Here is a 14,299-nt window from a genome sequence, read left to right on the forward strand (position 1 = left end):
CGCACACCGGCCGTTCACGTTATCGCTGTCTGCGCAGGATTCCCTCCGGATTCACGCCATGGATGAAACAATCCCGCGCGGTCACGACAAGATAGTCGTCGAGGCGCCGCACGCCGAGATCGCATACGCCGTCCGACGCTTGCGCGCGCGACAGCGTCGCTTCAGCGTCCGACACGGGCCGCATTCGCAACAGCATCTCGACACGCGACTGCGCGCCGCCCCCCATGAACGAATAGCTGACGCGATCGCCGCGCACGATCAGCCTGCGTGCGCCCTCGCTGCTGCGCCAGCGGCCGTCCCAGCCGGGCGCGCGCGTGGGCGTGCGGACCGGCTGCAAGTGCGAGCGCACGAGCCATCCGGACGTCGCGGCGCCCGCGCGGTCGATGTACGTCGCGTGCACCATGCCGCCCAGCCACATGTCGCCGTCCGCCGACTCGCTGACGACCACCTCGCCGCCCTTCGCGACGTAGCGGCCGCTGTTCTTGAAGTGGAACGACACGCCTTCTGCGTCCGATTCGCGCGTGAAGAACGGGGACTTCGGCGCTTGCACGCTCGCGAGCCACGGCGTCGTGTCGAGGAGCGGCACGGCCCTGCTGCTCGAAGACGCGCGCAAGGTCGACCCGAACGCGGCCGCGAACGGACAAGCGAACGCGACGCCGACGAGCGCGCCCAACACGACGCGCCTCACCGCACGCACGAACGCTCCCGCGCCCGCGTCCGCCGATGCACGCTCGGCATCGACCGCTTCGCCGGTCTTCTTCGTCGTCGTCATTCTGTCTCTCGTCAGAAGTGCCGCCCCGAATTCGGCGCCGTTACGACGACGCCGCGCCCCGGCTTCGCGCTCGTCGCGCTGCAGCTAGCCGGCGTGCCGCGCGCGGTAATGCAGCCGATACGCGAGCGTCAGCAGCACGATGAACGCAATGCCGATCATCATCGTCATTCTGAACTCGCGCGTAAACGCCGTCGTCACGAGCACCGCGCCGACGAGCGCCGCGCCGAGCAGACTGCCCACCGGATGCAGCCACATCCTGAACGCGGGCGTCGGACCGCGATAGCGCGCGCGAAAGAAGAGATGCGTGACGAAAATCATCAGCCACGTGAACAGCGCGCCGAACATCGCGATCGCCATCAGCAGCGTGAACGCGGTTTCCGGATACAGCGCAACCAGCACGGCCGCGACCGCGACGCCGCTCGTCGACACGACGAGCGCCGCGAGCGGCACGCCGTTCGCGGCGATGCGCCCGAAAAGCGCGGGCGCGAGCCGCGCGCGCGACAGGCTGAACATCATCCGCGTCGTCACGTAGAGCTGGCTGTTCATCGCGGAGAGCGCCGCGATGAGCACGACGAAGTTGATGACGCCCGCCGCGTACGGCACGTGCGTCGCGGCCATCACCTTGACGAACGGGCTTTCGTCGGTGCCGGCCTGCGTCCACGGCACGATCGCGAGCATCAGCGACAGCGTGAGCAGATAGAACAGCACGAGGCGGAGCACGGTCGACCGAAACGCTTGCGACACCGCGCGCTGCGGATCGCGTGCTTCGCCCGCCGCGATCGCGACGGTTTCGATGCTCATGTAGCTGAAGATCGCGACGATCACCGCGACCCACGCGCCCGAGAAACCCTTCGGAAAGAAGCCGCCGTGCGCCGCGTAGTTCGCGAAACTGATGCCGGACGAAGCAGGCGCCGTCGAGACGAAGTACGCGCCGAGCCCGATGAACGCGACGATCGCGGTGATCTTCAGCAGCGAGAACACGTATTCGACGACGCCGTAGAGCGTAACGCTCGCCATGTTCACCGCGATCAGCACGGCGGAAAACCCGATGACCCAGTACCAGCCAGGCACGGCCGGATACCAGTACTTCATGAACACGGCGATCGCGCTCACTTCGGTGCCGACCGCGAACACGACCGCCGACCAGTACGCATAGCGGACGAGAAACCCGGCGAGCGGACTGACGTAATGCTCGGCGTACGCGCCGAACGAACCCGACGTCGGATGCGCGACCGTCATTTCCGCCAGCGCGCCCATCAGCAGCAGCGCGATCAGCGCGCCGATCGCGTAGGACACCAGCACGCCCGGCCCCGCGAGCCCGATCGCGAAGCCACTGCCCAGAAAGAGCCCCGTCCCGATCGCGCCCCCGATCGCGATCATCGCCATCTGCCCCGACGAGAGCCCGCGCCGCAGGCCCTTCTCGCGTTCGACGATCGAGTCGAACGTTCGTTGTTGTTGCGTCAAACCAAACTCCTGCTTTTGTACTTTTTATCGGCTGCAAACAAAACGAAACGGCGCGGGAGACTTCCCGCGCCGTTCGTTCGAAGCGTTCGACCAGCGGTTATTCGACTTCCACCGTCTCTTCGTTGGGCTTGCTGGGCGGCGTCGCCGTCTTGTCGAACGACAGTTGCACCTTGTCGTTCTCGTCGACGTCGACCGTCACGTGACCGCCGTTGACGAGCTTGCCGAACAGCAGTTCGTCGGCGAGCGCGCGCCGGATCGTGTCCTGGATCAGCCGCTGCATCGGCCGCGCGCCCATCAGCGGGTCGAAGCCGTGCTTCGCGAGATGCTTGCGCAACGTATCGGTGAAGAGGGCGTCGACCTTCTTCTCGTGCAGTTGCTCCTCGAGCTGGATCAGGAACTTGTCGACCACCCGCATGATGATTTCCTCATCGAGCGAACGGAAGCTGATCGTCGCATCGAGCCGGTTGCGGAACTCGGGCGTGAAGAGGCGCTTGATGTCCGCCATCTCGTCGCCGACTTCGCGACGCGTCGTGAAGCCGATCGTCGCCTTCTGCATCGACTCCGCGCCCGCGTTCGTCGTCATGATGATGATGACGTTGCGGAAGTCCGCCTTGCGGCCGTTGTTGTCGGTCAGCGTGCCGTGATCCATCACCTGCAGCAGCACGTTGAAGATGTCCGGATGCGCCTTCTCGATTTCGTCGAGCAGCAACACGCAATGCGGCTTCTTCGTGACGGCCTCGGTAAGGAGCCCGCCCTGGTCGAATCCGACGTAGCCCGGCGGCGCGCCGATCAGGCGGCTCACCGCGTGACGCTCCATGTACTCCGACATGTCGAAGCGAATCAGCTCGATGCCGAGCGTGAACGCGAGCTGCCGCGCCACTTCGGTCTTGCCGACGCCAGTCGGGCCGGAGAACAGGAACGCACCGATCGGCTTGTCGAGTTTGCCGAGGCCCGCGCGCGCCATCTTGATCGCGGCCGCGAGCGCGTCGATCGCCGGATCCTGGCCGAACACGACGCTCTTCAGATCGCGGTCGAGCGTCTGCAGCTTGCTGCGGTCGTCCTGCGACACGCTCTGCGGCGGGACGCGCGCGATCTTCGAGATGATTTCCTCGATCTCGCTCTTGCCGATCGTCTTCTTCTGCTTCGACTTCGGCAGCACGCGCTGCGCGGCGCCTGCTTCGTCGATCACGTCGATCGCCTTGTCGGGCAGATGACGGTCGGTGATGAAGCGCGCCGACAGCTCGGCGGCCGCCGACAGCGCGCCCGACGAATACTTGACGCCGTGATGCTCCTCGAAGCGCGACTTCAGGCCGCGCAGGATCGCAACCGTCTGCTCGACGGTCGGCTCCGTCACGTCGATCTTCTGGAAGCGCCGCGACAACGCCGCATCCTTTTCGAAGATCCCACGATACTCGGTGAACGTCGTCGCGCCGATGCACTTGAGCGTGCCCGACGACAGCGCCGGCTTCAGCAGGTTCGACGCGTCGAGCGTGCCGCCCGATGCGGCGCCCGCACCGATCAGCGTATGGATCTCGTCGATGAAGAGGATCGCGTGCGGACGCTCCTTCAGCTCTTTGAGCACCGTCTTCAGACGCTGCTCGAAATCGCCGCGATACTTCGTGCCGGCGAGGAGCGCGCCCATGTCGAGCGAATACACCTGCGCATTCGCGAGAATGTCCGGCACCTCGCCGCGCGTGATGCGATACGCAAGGCCCTCGGCGATCGCCGTCTTGCCGACGCCCGCCTCGCCGACGAGGAGCGGATTGTTCTTGCGGCGGCGGCAGAGCACCTGCACGACGCGCTCGACCTCGGACTCGCGTCCGATGAGCGGATCGATGCGGCCGTCCTTCGCCATCTGGTTCAGATTTTGCGTGAACTGCGCGAGCGGCGTTTCCTTCTGCGTGTTCGCGTCGTCAGCTTCCGCGCTCGCGTCGGCCGGCTTCGCGGACTCGCTGCTGCTCGTCTTCGCGATGCCGTGCGAGATGAAGTTGACGACGTCGAGGCGCGTCACGCCCTGCTGCTGCAGATAGTAGACCGCATGCGAATCCTTCTCGCCGAAGATCGCGACGAGCACGTTCGCGCCCGTGACTTCCTTCTTGCCGTTCGACGTCGATTGCACGTGCATGATCGCGCGCTGGATCACGCGCTGAAAGCCGAGCGTCGGCTGCGTGTCGACGTCGTCGGTGCCGGGTACGGTCGGCGTGTTGTCGTGGATGAAATTGCGCAGGTTCTGGCGCAGATCCTCGATGTTTGCAGCGCACGCGCGCAATACTTCGGCTGCCGTCGGATTATCCAGCAGTGCCAACAAGAGATGCTCGACCGTAATGAACTCATGCCGCGCCTGGCGCGCTTCCATGAACGCCATGTGCAGGCTGACTTCCAATTCCTGGGCAATCATGCTTCCTCCATCACGCACTGCAGCGGATGCCCGGCCTGCCGCGCATGGGTAACGACTTGCTCGACTTTGGTCGACGCGATGTCTCGCGTATAGACCCCACAAACCCCCCGCCCTTCGCGATGCACCTTCAACATAATCTGTGTGGCCGTTTCGCGATCTTTCTTGAAATACTCCTGCACGATCATCACGACGAATTCCATTGGCGTGAAGTCGTCGTTCAGGAGCACCACCTTGAACATCGAAGGTGGCTTGAGCTTCTGCTCCTTGCGTTCCAGGACGGTGCTGTCCTGCTTGTCCGGGATAATCGCCATACACTCATTCTAAACAACTCGGACAGGCCCGCAATCCTGTCATTAACCGACTGACCAGCCGGCGCCCTCCCCGGCTCCCCACGTGCGGCAGCATCCCTCTCACGTCGAACGGGAGCCGGCTGCGGGGCCGGCTCCCGTTCGACGTGCAAGCATGCGGCGTGCCGCCCGCGCACTGTGCATGGATCGAGTATCCCACAACGCGAACAACCTCGAACGCGTGTCACTCGAGCCTGGTATATGCGACGATTATGCGACTTTTCAAGCCGCCTGGCTCGCTCCGATGCTGCGAAGCAAAGCGGGATAAACCCTGAAAATGGGTTCTTTACAACGTCCCCGTATACGTCTAAAAATTTTCTTGACACTCCATTAAAGAGCGCCAACAATCAAGCTGGCACTTTTTTCAATTTGTCTTTGACAATCGAAAGAGGCCGAGGTGAGCTTGTGAGGGGGGAACGGCTGCGTATGCCGGTCGTTTAGCTTTTCGAGCGTGCTCGTTGTAAGTAGCGACTGTGTGACAGGGGAAGTAGGTATGGCAACTGGTATTGTCAAATGGTTCAATGACGCGAAGGGCTTCGGCTTCATCACGCCCGACGAAGGCGGCGAAGATCTGTTTGCGCATTTCTCGGCGATCAACATGCAGGGCTTCAAGACCCTGAAGGAAGGCCAAAAGGTCAGCTTCGAGGTTGTGCAGGGCCCGAAGGGTAAGCAGGCGTCGAACATCCAAGCTGCTTGAGGGCCGTCTGGATCAGGAATAGAAAACCCGGCTTCCAGCCGGGTTTTTTTCGCCCGCGAGCCGCGGCAAGCCGAGCATGCGCTCGGTCGCCGAACTCGACCGCAAGGCATTTCAAACGACTTTCAGCGTTCCCATCATCCCGAGATCCTCGTGCTCAAGGATGTGGCAATGGAACATCCGCTCGCCGCGCTCCGTCTGCGTCGTGAGAATCCGCACGCGCTCGCCCTTCGGAACGTTCACCGTGTCGCGCCATGCTCGATAGGGCTCCGGCGTCTTCTTCCCCGCCGTCTCGCGCTCGATCACCTGGAACTGCGTGCCGTGTAAATGAAATGGATGATCCATGTCGGTTTCATTACGAATCGTCCATGACTCGACATCGCCGCGCCGGCTTGTCAACGTCGCACGATGCGGCTCGAACGTCGCGCCGTTCACCATGAAGCGCATGCCGGCCGGTCGGCCGTGCGCGCCCGCGCGCATCATCGCGTCCATGTCCATCTGCTCGCCGAACACGACTTCCTTGCGCGCGACGGGCTCGCCGAGCGCGGGCACCGCACGCAGCCGCTCGGGCAGCGCGCGCGCCGCGGCGGGCGCGAACGCGACGTCAGCAAGCGGCTGCGAGGGATCGGGCGGCAGGCCGCCATGCTCGGCATCCGACATCGACATCTTGCCGCGATCGTACTCGAGCGCAGTCAGCACCGCATGAGACGCCTTATCGCCCGCGCGCACGACGAGTTCAGCGCGCTCGCCCGGCGCGAGCAGCAGCGACGTCATGTCGCGCGGCGCATCGAACAGGCCGCCGTCGGTGCCGACGTGCGCGAACGATCGCCCGTCATCGAACGCGACGTGCAGATAACGCGCGCTGCACGCATTCCACACGCGCCAGCGCTCGTCGCCGGTGAGTGAAATGCGCGGCCGGCGCGCACCGTTGACGAGCACGAACTGACCTTGGCGGCCGTTCATCCAGTCCATCATGTCGTTCGGTGCAATCGTGCCGTCGCGTGCAAGCTTGAGATCGGAGACGAACAGATGCCGCTCGGGCCAGCCGGCGAGCGGATCGTCGGCCGCTCGCACGACGAACGGCCCCGCGAGCCCGCGAAACACCTGCTCGGCCGTCATCATGTGCGGATGCGGGTGATACCAGTACGTGCCCGCGCTCCCCTTCGGCAGCGTGAAGCGATAGACGTGCGTCGCGCCTGGCGCGACGAGTTCGGACGGATTGCCGTCCTGGTCGGGCGGCACGGGCAGCCCGTGCCAGTGGATCGTCGACGGCTGCGACAGGCGATTCACGAAGCGGATCTCGACCGTGTCGCCTTCGCGCACGTCGATGAGCGGACCGACAGACGGCCCCTGCACGCCCGCGCCGAATTGCCAGAACGTCGTCGGCGCGGCGCCCGGCAGCAGCGCACGCGCGACGGGCTGCGCGGTGAGCGTCGCACGGAATACACCCGGCTCGCGGCTCTCGTTCGCGAGCACGCGCAGCGCGGAAAGCGGCGCGCCCGCGGGCAGCGCGTCGGCGGCCGCGAGCGCGGGCGGCGCAAGCTTGCCGTGCCGCGCGCGGGCGGGCGCGGGCCTCATGTCCGGCATGTCGTCCATCCCTTCCATGCCGTCCATCGCGCGGCCCGCGGCGAACGCGCCACGCGCGAAGAGCGACGCGGCGGCTGCCGCCAGCGCGCTCGAAAGAAAATGTCTGCGCAACATCGATCGATTCCTGTATCGCTGAAACGGAGGTTCCGACGATACACCAGTCCGGATGCGCAACGCTCACTGCTTCCGGTCGCTGCGCGCACACGCCGCACCAAAACGAAACACCCCGGCGGGCACGAGGCCCGACGGGGTGTCGTTCGACATCGGCCAAGCCGATGCGCTTACTGCATGTTTTCGATCAGCACCTGACCAAAGCCCGAGCACGACACTTGCGTCGCGCCTTCCATCAGGCGCGCGAAGTCGTACGTGACGCGCTTCTGCAGGATCGACTTTTCCATCGCGGCGATGATGACGTCGGCCGCTTCGGTCCAGCCGAGGTGGCGCAGCATCATTTCGGCCGACAGGATTTCCGAACCCGGATTCACGTAATCCTTGCCCGCGTACTTCGGCGCCGTGCCGTGCGTCGCTTCGAACATCGCGACCGAATCCGACAGGTTCGCGCCCGGCGCGATGCCGATGCCGCCGACTTGCGCGGCGAGCGCATCGGAGATGTAGTCGCCGTTCAGGTTCAACGTCGCGATCACGTCGTACTCGGCCGGACGCAGCAGGATCTGCTGCAGGAACGCGTCGGCGATCGAATCCTTGATGACGATCTCGTTGCCCGTCTTCGGGTTCTTCACGCGCATCCACGGGCCGCCGTCGATCAGCTCGGCGCCGAACTCCTTCTGCGCGAGCGCGTAGCCGGCGTCACGGAACAGGCCTTCCGTGAACTTCATGATGTTGCCCTTGTGCACCAGCGTGACCGACTTGCGGTCGTTGTCGATCGCGTACTGGATCGCCTTGCGCACGAGGCGCTCGGTGCCTTCCGTCGACACGGGCTTGACGCCGATCCCCGAGGTTTCCGGGAAGCGGATCTTCTTCACGCCCATCTCTTCCTGCAGGAACTTGATGACCTTCTTCGCCTGCTCCGAGCCGGCCGCCCATTCGATGCCCGCGTAGATGTCTTCCGAGTTCTCGCGGAAGATCACCATGTCGATCTTTTGCGGCTCGCGCACCGGCGACGGCACGCCCTTGAAGTACTGCACGGGACGCAGGCAGACGTACAGGTCGAGTTCCTGGCGCAGCGCGACGTTCAGCGAGCGGATGCCGCCGCCGACCGGGGTCGTGAGCGGTCCCTTGATCGACACGACGTATTCCTTCAGCACCTGCAGCGTCTCTTCCGGCAGCCACACGTCCGGACCGTAGACCTTCGTCGCCTTCTCGCCGGCGTAGATCTCCATCCAGTGGATCTTCTTCTTGCCGGCGTACGCCTTCTCGACCGCCGCGTCGACGACCTTGATCATCACCGGCGTGATGTCGAAGCCCGTGCCGTCGCCTTCGATGTAAGGAATGATCGGCTGATCGGAAACGTTGAGCGAGAAATCCTTGTTGACGGTGATCTTGTCACCGCCTTCCGGAACCTTGATGTGCTGATACGGCATGATCGACTCCAGTGATATGGCTGGGCTGGTGGATATCTGGTTTTGCGCGGTCGGGCAGCGGCGCCTGCCCGGCGCCGACAACAGCGAGCCGCTATTCTAGCGCTCCCGCGGCGCAAGGCGGCGCGAGCCTGGCGTGTCGCCCCCGCACAAGTCTTATATAAGACAAAAGACTCGCCGTTCCGTATTATGCATTAAGATTCCGCCATTTGCCATAGAACGCGGCCCGCGTTGCGCCGCCCGCCACCCGCGAGCCTTGCCCATGCACTTCATCGCTCTCAACAAGCCGTTCGGCACGATCTGCCAGTTCTCCCCGCACGAAACCCGCGGGTCGCTCGGCGACTGGGTGAAGACGCCCGGCGTCTATCCGGCGGGCCGCCTCGACGCCGACAGCGAGGGGCTCCTCCTCCTCACCGACGACGGCGCGCTGCAGGCGAAGATCGCCGAGCCGCGCCACAAGCTCGTCAAGCGCTACTGGGCGCAAGTCGAGGGTGCGCCAGATGCGCCCGCGCTCGCGACGCTCGAGCGCGGCATCGACCTCGGCGACTACGTGACCCGCCCATGTCGCGCGCGCTTCGTCACGCCGCCCGACACGCTCTGGCCGCGCAATCCGCCGATCCGCCACCGCGCGGCGATCCCGACGACCTGGATCGAACTCGAGATCGCCGAGGGCAAGAACCGCCAGGTGCGGCGGATGACCGCATCGGTCGGCTTCCCGACGCTGCGCCTCATCCGGGTCGGCATCGGCGCAATCGACCTGTTCGCGCTCGGTCTCGCGCCCGGCGAAACCTGCGAGCTGCCGCCGCGCGCACCGTGGGAGCGCGCAAAGCGGCCCGGATGACATTTCGGTGACGCGCGAAACCGTGCGTCAACCGACTGCGAACCCGACGCGTTAAACGACGCAGATGCCACTTCCAGCTATCCGGCATTGGCAGCCGAACCGCAGGTCCGTCGTTCGAGCAACGACCCGCCGCGGAGAGGCCGCCCGCAGCGCGGCGAGATTTTTCTCGATGCGCCTGTCAACCGAAAGGTGGATGGCACGTTAGACGACATGACTCCTATGCCGGGTCATTTGGTTAATTAACTAAAGCTGAGGAACACAACATGAACAAACTGATCGCCGCTCTGGTCGCTGGTCTCTTCGCAACGGCTGCTTTCGCGCAAGCCTCGGCTCCGGCCGCCGCTTCGGCTCCGGCTGAGAAGGCTGAAGCTGCTTCGGCACCGGCTAAGAAGGCCCACGCCAAGAAGCATCACGCCAAGAAGCACCACGCAGCGAAGAAGGCTGCTAGCGAAGCCGAAGCCCCGGCTGCCGCCTCGAACTAAGCAAGCAAGTTGTAAGACGCAGTTTAGAACAACGTTGTTGCCGTTCTAACGGCGTTGCAAGGCAGATCGCCGCGAGGCGATCTGCCTTTTTCTTTTTGTCCGCCCGCTTCGCGCTGCGTGCCCGATCCGCGCGCGACGCCGCGCTTCGCGTACCATGCGGGTCTCGAATTCCCGATAGGAGCCCTTGCCGTGCGATTTTCCCTGCGCTCTTCGCTCGCCCGTCTCGCGCGAGCTACCGTCTTTCCGGTCGCGCTCGCGCTCGCCGCGGGCGGCATGCACGCCGCGTTTGCGCAGACCGCGCAACTGCCGCCCGGCGCGAAGCAGCCGAGCGAATTCCCGCGCGTCAAGCTGCGCGCCGGCATGTACGTGATCGATGCGGCCGTCGCCGCGAACGACGCCGATCGCGAGCAGGGTCTCATGTACCGCTCGCAGCTCGCGCCGAACGAAGGCATGCTGTTCGTGTTCAACGAGAACGCTGTGCATTGCTTCTGGATGAAGAACACGCTGATTCCGCTGTCGATCGCGTTCGTCCGCGCGGACGGCACGATCACCGACATCGACGAGATGAAGGCCGAGACGACCGACAACCACTGCCCGCGCAACAACGGCGTCTACGCGCTCGAAATGAGCCGCGGCTGGTTCGCCGCGAAGGGCATCAAGCCGGGGATGAAGATCGATGGACTGCCGAAGCCGCAGTGACGCCGGCGGCCGATGCGCGCCGCTCGTCCCCGCCCGAAAGCCGGCCGCGCGCCGGCTTTTTTGCGCGCGCCGTCTTCGTGCGCGGGCGGCGCGGATCGGTGCGTCGCCGACGGCAACGACTTGATTGCCGATACATCGCCCGCATCTGCAAAAGCCTCGAGCAAGCGCTATGCTTTAAGTCTCGAAAGAGCGACGGGCCGGCCGCCCCGGCCGGCCCGTTTCCGTCCAGAACCATCAGGAGGTTCACGTGCCCCGCAAAACCCCCATCGAGCGCTATCGCAACATCGGTATCAGCGCTCACATCGACGCCGGCAAAACCACGACGACCGAGCGCATCCTCTTCTATACCGGCGTGAGCCACAAGATCGGCGAGGTTCACGACGGCGCGGCCACGATGGACTGGATGGAGCAGGAGCAGGAGCGCGGCATCACGATCACGTCCGCGGCGACGACGGCGTTCTGGAAAGGCATGGCCGGCAATTATCCGGAGCATCGGATCAACATCATCGACACGCCGGGCCACGTCGACTTCACGATCGAAGTCGAGCGCTCGATGCGCGTGCTCGACGGCGCGTGCATGGTCTACGACTCGGTCGGCGGCGTGCAGCCGCAGTCCGAAACCGTATGGCGCCAGGCGAACAAGTACAAGGTGCCGCGAATCGCGTTCGTCAACAAGATGGACCGCGTCGGCGCGGATTTCTTCCGCGTGCAGCGGCAGATCGGCGAGCGCCTGAAGGGCGTCGCGGTGCCGATCCAGATTCCGATCGGCGCGGAAGAGCACTTCCAGGGCGTCGTCGACCTCGTGAAGATGAAAGCGATCATCTGGGACGACGAAAGCCAGGGCGTCAAGTTCACGTACGAAGAGATCCCCGAGAACCTGCGCGCGAGCGCCGAGGAATGGCGCGACAAGATGGTCGAGGCGGCCGCCGAGGCGAGCGAGGAATTGCTCGAAAAATACCTGACCGACCATCACTCGCTGACCGAGAACGAGATCAAGGCCGCGCTGCGCAAGCGCACGATCGCCAACGAGATCGTGCCGATGCTCTGCGGCAGCGCGTTCAAGAACAAGGGCGTGCAGGCGATGCTCGACGCCGTGATCGACTACCTGCCGTCGCCCGCCGACGTGCCCGCGATCATGGGCCACGATCTCGACGACAAGGAAGCGGAACGCCATCCGAACGACGACGAGCCGTTCTCCGCGCTCGCGTTCAAGATCATGACCGATCCGTTCGTCGGCCAGCTGATCTTCTTCCGCGTCTATTCGGGCGTCGTCGAATCGGGCGACACGGTGCTGAACCCGACAAAGGACAAGAAGGAACGGCTCGGCCGCATCCTGCAGATGCACGCGAACGAGCGCAAGGAAATCAAGGAGGTGCGCGCGGGCGACATCGCGGCCGCGGTCGGCCTGAAGGAGGCGACGACGGGCGACACGCTGTGCGACCCGGCGAAGCCGATCATCCTCGAGAAGATGGAATTTCCCGAGCCGGTGATCTCGCAGGCGGTCGAGCCGAAGACGAAGGTCGACCAGGAGAAGATGGGCCTCGCGCTCAATCGCCTCGCGCAGGAAGATCCGTCGTTCCGCGTGCAGACCGACGAGGAATCCGGACAGACGATCATCTCCGGGATGGGCGAGCTGCACCTCGAGATCATCGTCGACCGGATGAAGCGCGAGTTCGGCGTCGAGGCGACGGTCGGCAAGCCGCAGGTCGCGTATCGCGAGACGGTGCGCACCGCCGCGGAGGATGTCGAGGGCAAGTTCGTCAAGCAGTCGGGCGGCCGCGGCCAGTACGGCCATGCGGTGATCAAGCTCGAGCCGAACCCGGGCAAGGGTTATGAGTTCCTCGACGAGATCAAGGGCGGCGTGATTCCGCGCGAGTTCATCCCGGCCGTCGACAAGGGCATCCAGGAGACGCTGAAGAGCGGCGTGCTCGCCGGCTACCCGGTCGTCGACGTAAAGGTGCACCTGACGTTCGGCTCGTACCACGACGTCGACTCGAACGAAAACGCGTTCCGGATGGCCGGTTCGATAGCGTTCAAGGAAGCGATGCGCCGCGCGAAGCCGGTGCTGCTCGAACCGATGATGGCGGTCGAAGTCGAGACGCCCGAGGACTTCATGGGCAACGTGATGGGCGATCTGTCGAGCCGGCGCGGCATCGTGCAGGGGATGGAAGACATCGCGGGCGGCGGCGGCAAGCTCGTGCGCGCCGAGGTGCCGCTCGCCGAGATGTTCGGCTATTCGACGTCGCTGCGTTCGGCAACGCAGGGCCGCGCGACCTACACGATGGAGTTCAAGCATTACGCGGAAACGCCCAATAACGTGTCGGAAGCCGTCATCAACGCGAAGCAGGTCGGCCGCGGCTGAGCGGCCGCCATGCAAGGCCGCGCGGCGGCGGCATGGCGCTGCGCGGCCCATGAACGAAAGCCCGTCCGGAAACGGACGGGCTTTTTTACTGCACGCACCGCCCGGGCCTCGACGAGGTCGTGGTGAAGCTTCACGGCCGCCACCTCATGACGATCGTCGTCGCTCCGCCACGCTTGGCGTCGCGCTGGCCGCGTTTGCGCCGCGCGACCGTTTCGACACGTTTCGCGACATCGGCGGCAGCTCGGCAACAGTATCCGCAACGTTCCTGCTCGTGCCGGCAGGCGTGAACCTCGCGATCCTGCTCGACGCGTGGCGGCGCATTCGCCGCGCGCCGACGATGCACACACGGCCGCCACGCATGCTTACGGCCGGCTTGTTCGCGCGCCTGGCGCGTCCGCTGTTCCGGTTCGTCTCGGCGAGCCGAAACATGTATCCGGTCGGCGTGCCGCTTGGCTCGGTTTCAATTCTGTAACCGAAATCGATCTGCTTGCGATCGCCGCTACGCAGGCGAGTCAGGGCCTGCCGCTCTTCGGGATCTTGCTGTTTCCCAAGCTATTCATGGCTGGGATGACGCTGATCGACGCGACGGACGACGTGCTGATGATCCACACATGCGGCTGGGCGATGGACGATCTGCCGCACAAGCCCCTTTGCAACGCGGGCATCACGCCCGTGTCCGCGCCGGTTGCGCCCGAGACCAGCGGCATCGAGACGGCCGGCGAGCGGTTCGGCGCGATCGGATACGGGATTGCCGCACCGTTCCTGGCCGGCCGGATCGCATCGATCCTGTTCCACCGCTGGCACCGTGCGGCCGACGCGCCGGCGCGCTGATTTTCCTCCTGATGTTTCATTTCAGAAACAAAACAGCTTCACCGATGTTTCAGCGCCGCACTCGCAAAGCGCTCACGCCTTGTGCGATGGGTGTGCGCGGCCGATGGCACGGTTATCGCAAAGAGGGGTTCGCACGGCGGGCCCGCGTGCCGATCCACGTTGCCGGCTGGTCGTACATCTGTCTGAACGAAATCGGCCACTGAAACAACAACGCATCTTTGGGCCCCTGGGCAACACACGCATAAAGCAGCGCGGCGACAGGGACTGCGCGCTTCGGGAGACCA

Annotated in this window: 11 protein-coding genes and 1 pseudogene; 6 read left to right on the top strand and 6 right to left on the bottom strand. The window is 64.8% G+C overall.

Annotated features, from left to right (window positions below; all coding sequences use genetic code 11):
• Positions 1-19: 19 nt before the first annotated feature.
• From WS69_RS02640 to clpS, 4 genes are all read right to left on the bottom strand, one after another.
• Positions 20-772: a hypothetical protein gene (locus WS69_RS02640; RefSeq protein ID WP_059469258.1), complete on the bottom strand. Its 753-nt coding sequence runs from the start codon at positions 770-772 to the stop codon at positions 20-22.
• A gap of 84 nt (positions 773-856) precedes the next feature.
• A complete protein-coding gene (locus WS69_RS02645; protein ID WP_059469259.1) occupies positions 857-2,236 on the bottom strand; it encodes an amino acid permease in 1,380 nt (459 codons plus the stop codon).
• A 97-nt stretch (positions 2,237-2,333) separates the two neighbouring features.
• Positions 2,334-4,634: an ATP-dependent Clp protease ATP-binding subunit ClpA gene (clpA, locus tag WS69_RS02650; protein ID WP_059469260.1), complete on the bottom strand. Its 2,301-nt coding sequence runs from the start codon at positions 4,632-4,634 to the stop codon at positions 2,334-2,336.
• The gene (clpS, locus tag WS69_RS02655; RefSeq protein ID WP_059469261.1) at positions 4,631-4,945 is read right to left on the bottom strand and encodes an ATP-dependent Clp protease adapter ClpS; all 315 of its coding nucleotides are present in this window, start codon (positions 4,943-4,945) and stop codon (positions 4,631-4,633) included. The genes clpA and clpS overlap by 4 nt, the downstream gene beginning before the upstream one ends.
• 529 nt (positions 4,946-5,474) lie before the next feature.
• Here clpS and WS69_RS02660 point away from each other — a divergent pair.
• Entirely contained in the window at positions 5,475-5,678 is a 204-nt protein-coding gene (locus WS69_RS02660; RefSeq protein WP_004196460.1) for a cold-shock protein, read from the top strand.
• Positions 5,679-5,789: 111 nt separating this feature from the next.
• Here the strand turns inward: WS69_RS02660 and WS69_RS02665 are convergent, their stop codons facing one another.
• Both WS69_RS02665 and icd read right to left on the bottom strand, forming a co-directional pair.
• On the bottom strand, positions 5,790-7,376 hold the full coding sequence (locus WS69_RS02665) for a multicopper oxidase family protein (RefSeq protein ID WP_059469262.1): 1,587 nt from the start codon (positions 7,374-7,376) through the stop codon (positions 5,790-5,792).
• Positions 7,377-7,543: 167 nt separating this feature from the next.
• Entirely contained in the window at positions 7,544-8,803 is a 1,260-nt protein-coding gene (gene icd / locus WS69_RS02670) for an NADP-dependent isocitrate dehydrogenase (RefSeq protein WP_059469263.1), read from the bottom strand.
• Positions 8,804-9,062: 259 nt separating this feature from the next.
• Here icd and WS69_RS02675 point away from each other — a divergent pair, with 259 nt between their 5' ends.
• From WS69_RS02675 to WS69_RS29895, 5 genes and pseudogenes are all read left to right on the top strand, one after another.
• Positions 9,063-9,641: a pseudouridine synthase gene (locus WS69_RS02675; RefSeq protein ID WP_059469264.1), complete on the top strand. Its 579-nt coding sequence runs from the start codon at positions 9,063-9,065 to the stop codon at positions 9,639-9,641.
• A gap of 263 nt (positions 9,642-9,904) precedes the next feature.
• Entirely contained in the window at positions 9,905-10,123 is a 219-nt protein-coding gene (locus tag WS69_RS02680) for a hypothetical protein (RefSeq protein WP_059469265.1), read from the top strand.
• Positions 10,124-10,312: 189 nt separating this feature from the next.
• Positions 10,313-10,822, top strand: coding sequence for a DUF192 domain-containing protein (locus tag WS69_RS02685; RefSeq protein WP_059469303.1), 510 nt, complete (start codon positions 10,313-10,315; stop codon positions 10,820-10,822).
• 247 nt (positions 10,823-11,069) lie between these two features.
• Complete coding sequence (fusA, locus tag WS69_RS02690) at positions 11,070-13,184, top strand: elongation factor G (protein WP_059469266.1); 2,115 nt, start codon at positions 11,070-11,072, stop codon at positions 13,182-13,184.
• A 163-nt stretch (positions 13,185-13,347) separates the two neighbouring features.
• Positions 13,348-14,015 (top strand): annotated as a pseudogene (locus WS69_RS29895) (HoxN/HupN/NixA family nickel/cobalt transporter); the annotation flags it as partial.
• Positions 14,016-14,299 lie beyond the last annotated feature (284 nt).

Source organism: Burkholderia sp. BDU5, from assembly GCF_001522845.1.
GTDB classification, from domain to species: domain Bacteria; phylum Pseudomonadota; class Gammaproteobacteria; order Burkholderiales; family Burkholderiaceae; genus Burkholderia; species Burkholderia mayonis.

Coding starts and splice junctions, on each gene's coding strand:
- WS69_RS02640 (WP_059469258.1), bottom strand. CDS start 772: ATGACGACGACGAAGAAGACCGGCGAAGCGGTCGATGCCGAGCGTGCA.
- clpA (WP_059469260.1), bottom strand. CDS start 4,634: ATGATTGCCCAGGAATTGGAAGTCAGCCTGCACATGGCGTTCATGGAA.
- clpS (WP_059469261.1), bottom strand. CDS start 4,945: ATGGCGATTATCCCGGACAAGCAGGACAGCACCGTCCTGGAACGCAAG.
- WS69_RS02660 (WP_004196460.1), top strand. CDS start 5,475: ATGGCAACTGGTATTGTCAAATGGTTCAATGACGCGAAGGGCTTCGGC.
- WS69_RS02665 (WP_059469262.1), bottom strand. CDS start 7,376: ATGTTGCGCAGACATTTTCTTTCGAGCGCGCTGGCGGCAGCCGCCGCG.
- icd (WP_059469263.1), bottom strand. CDS start 8,803: ATGCCGTATCAGCACATCAAGGTTCCGGAAGGCGGTGACAAGATCACC.
- WS69_RS02675 (WP_059469264.1), top strand. CDS start 9,063: ATGCACTTCATCGCTCTCAACAAGCCGTTCGGCACGATCTGCCAGTTC.
- WS69_RS02680 (WP_059469265.1), top strand. CDS start 9,905: ATGAACAAACTGATCGCCGCTCTGGTCGCTGGTCTCTTCGCAACGGCT.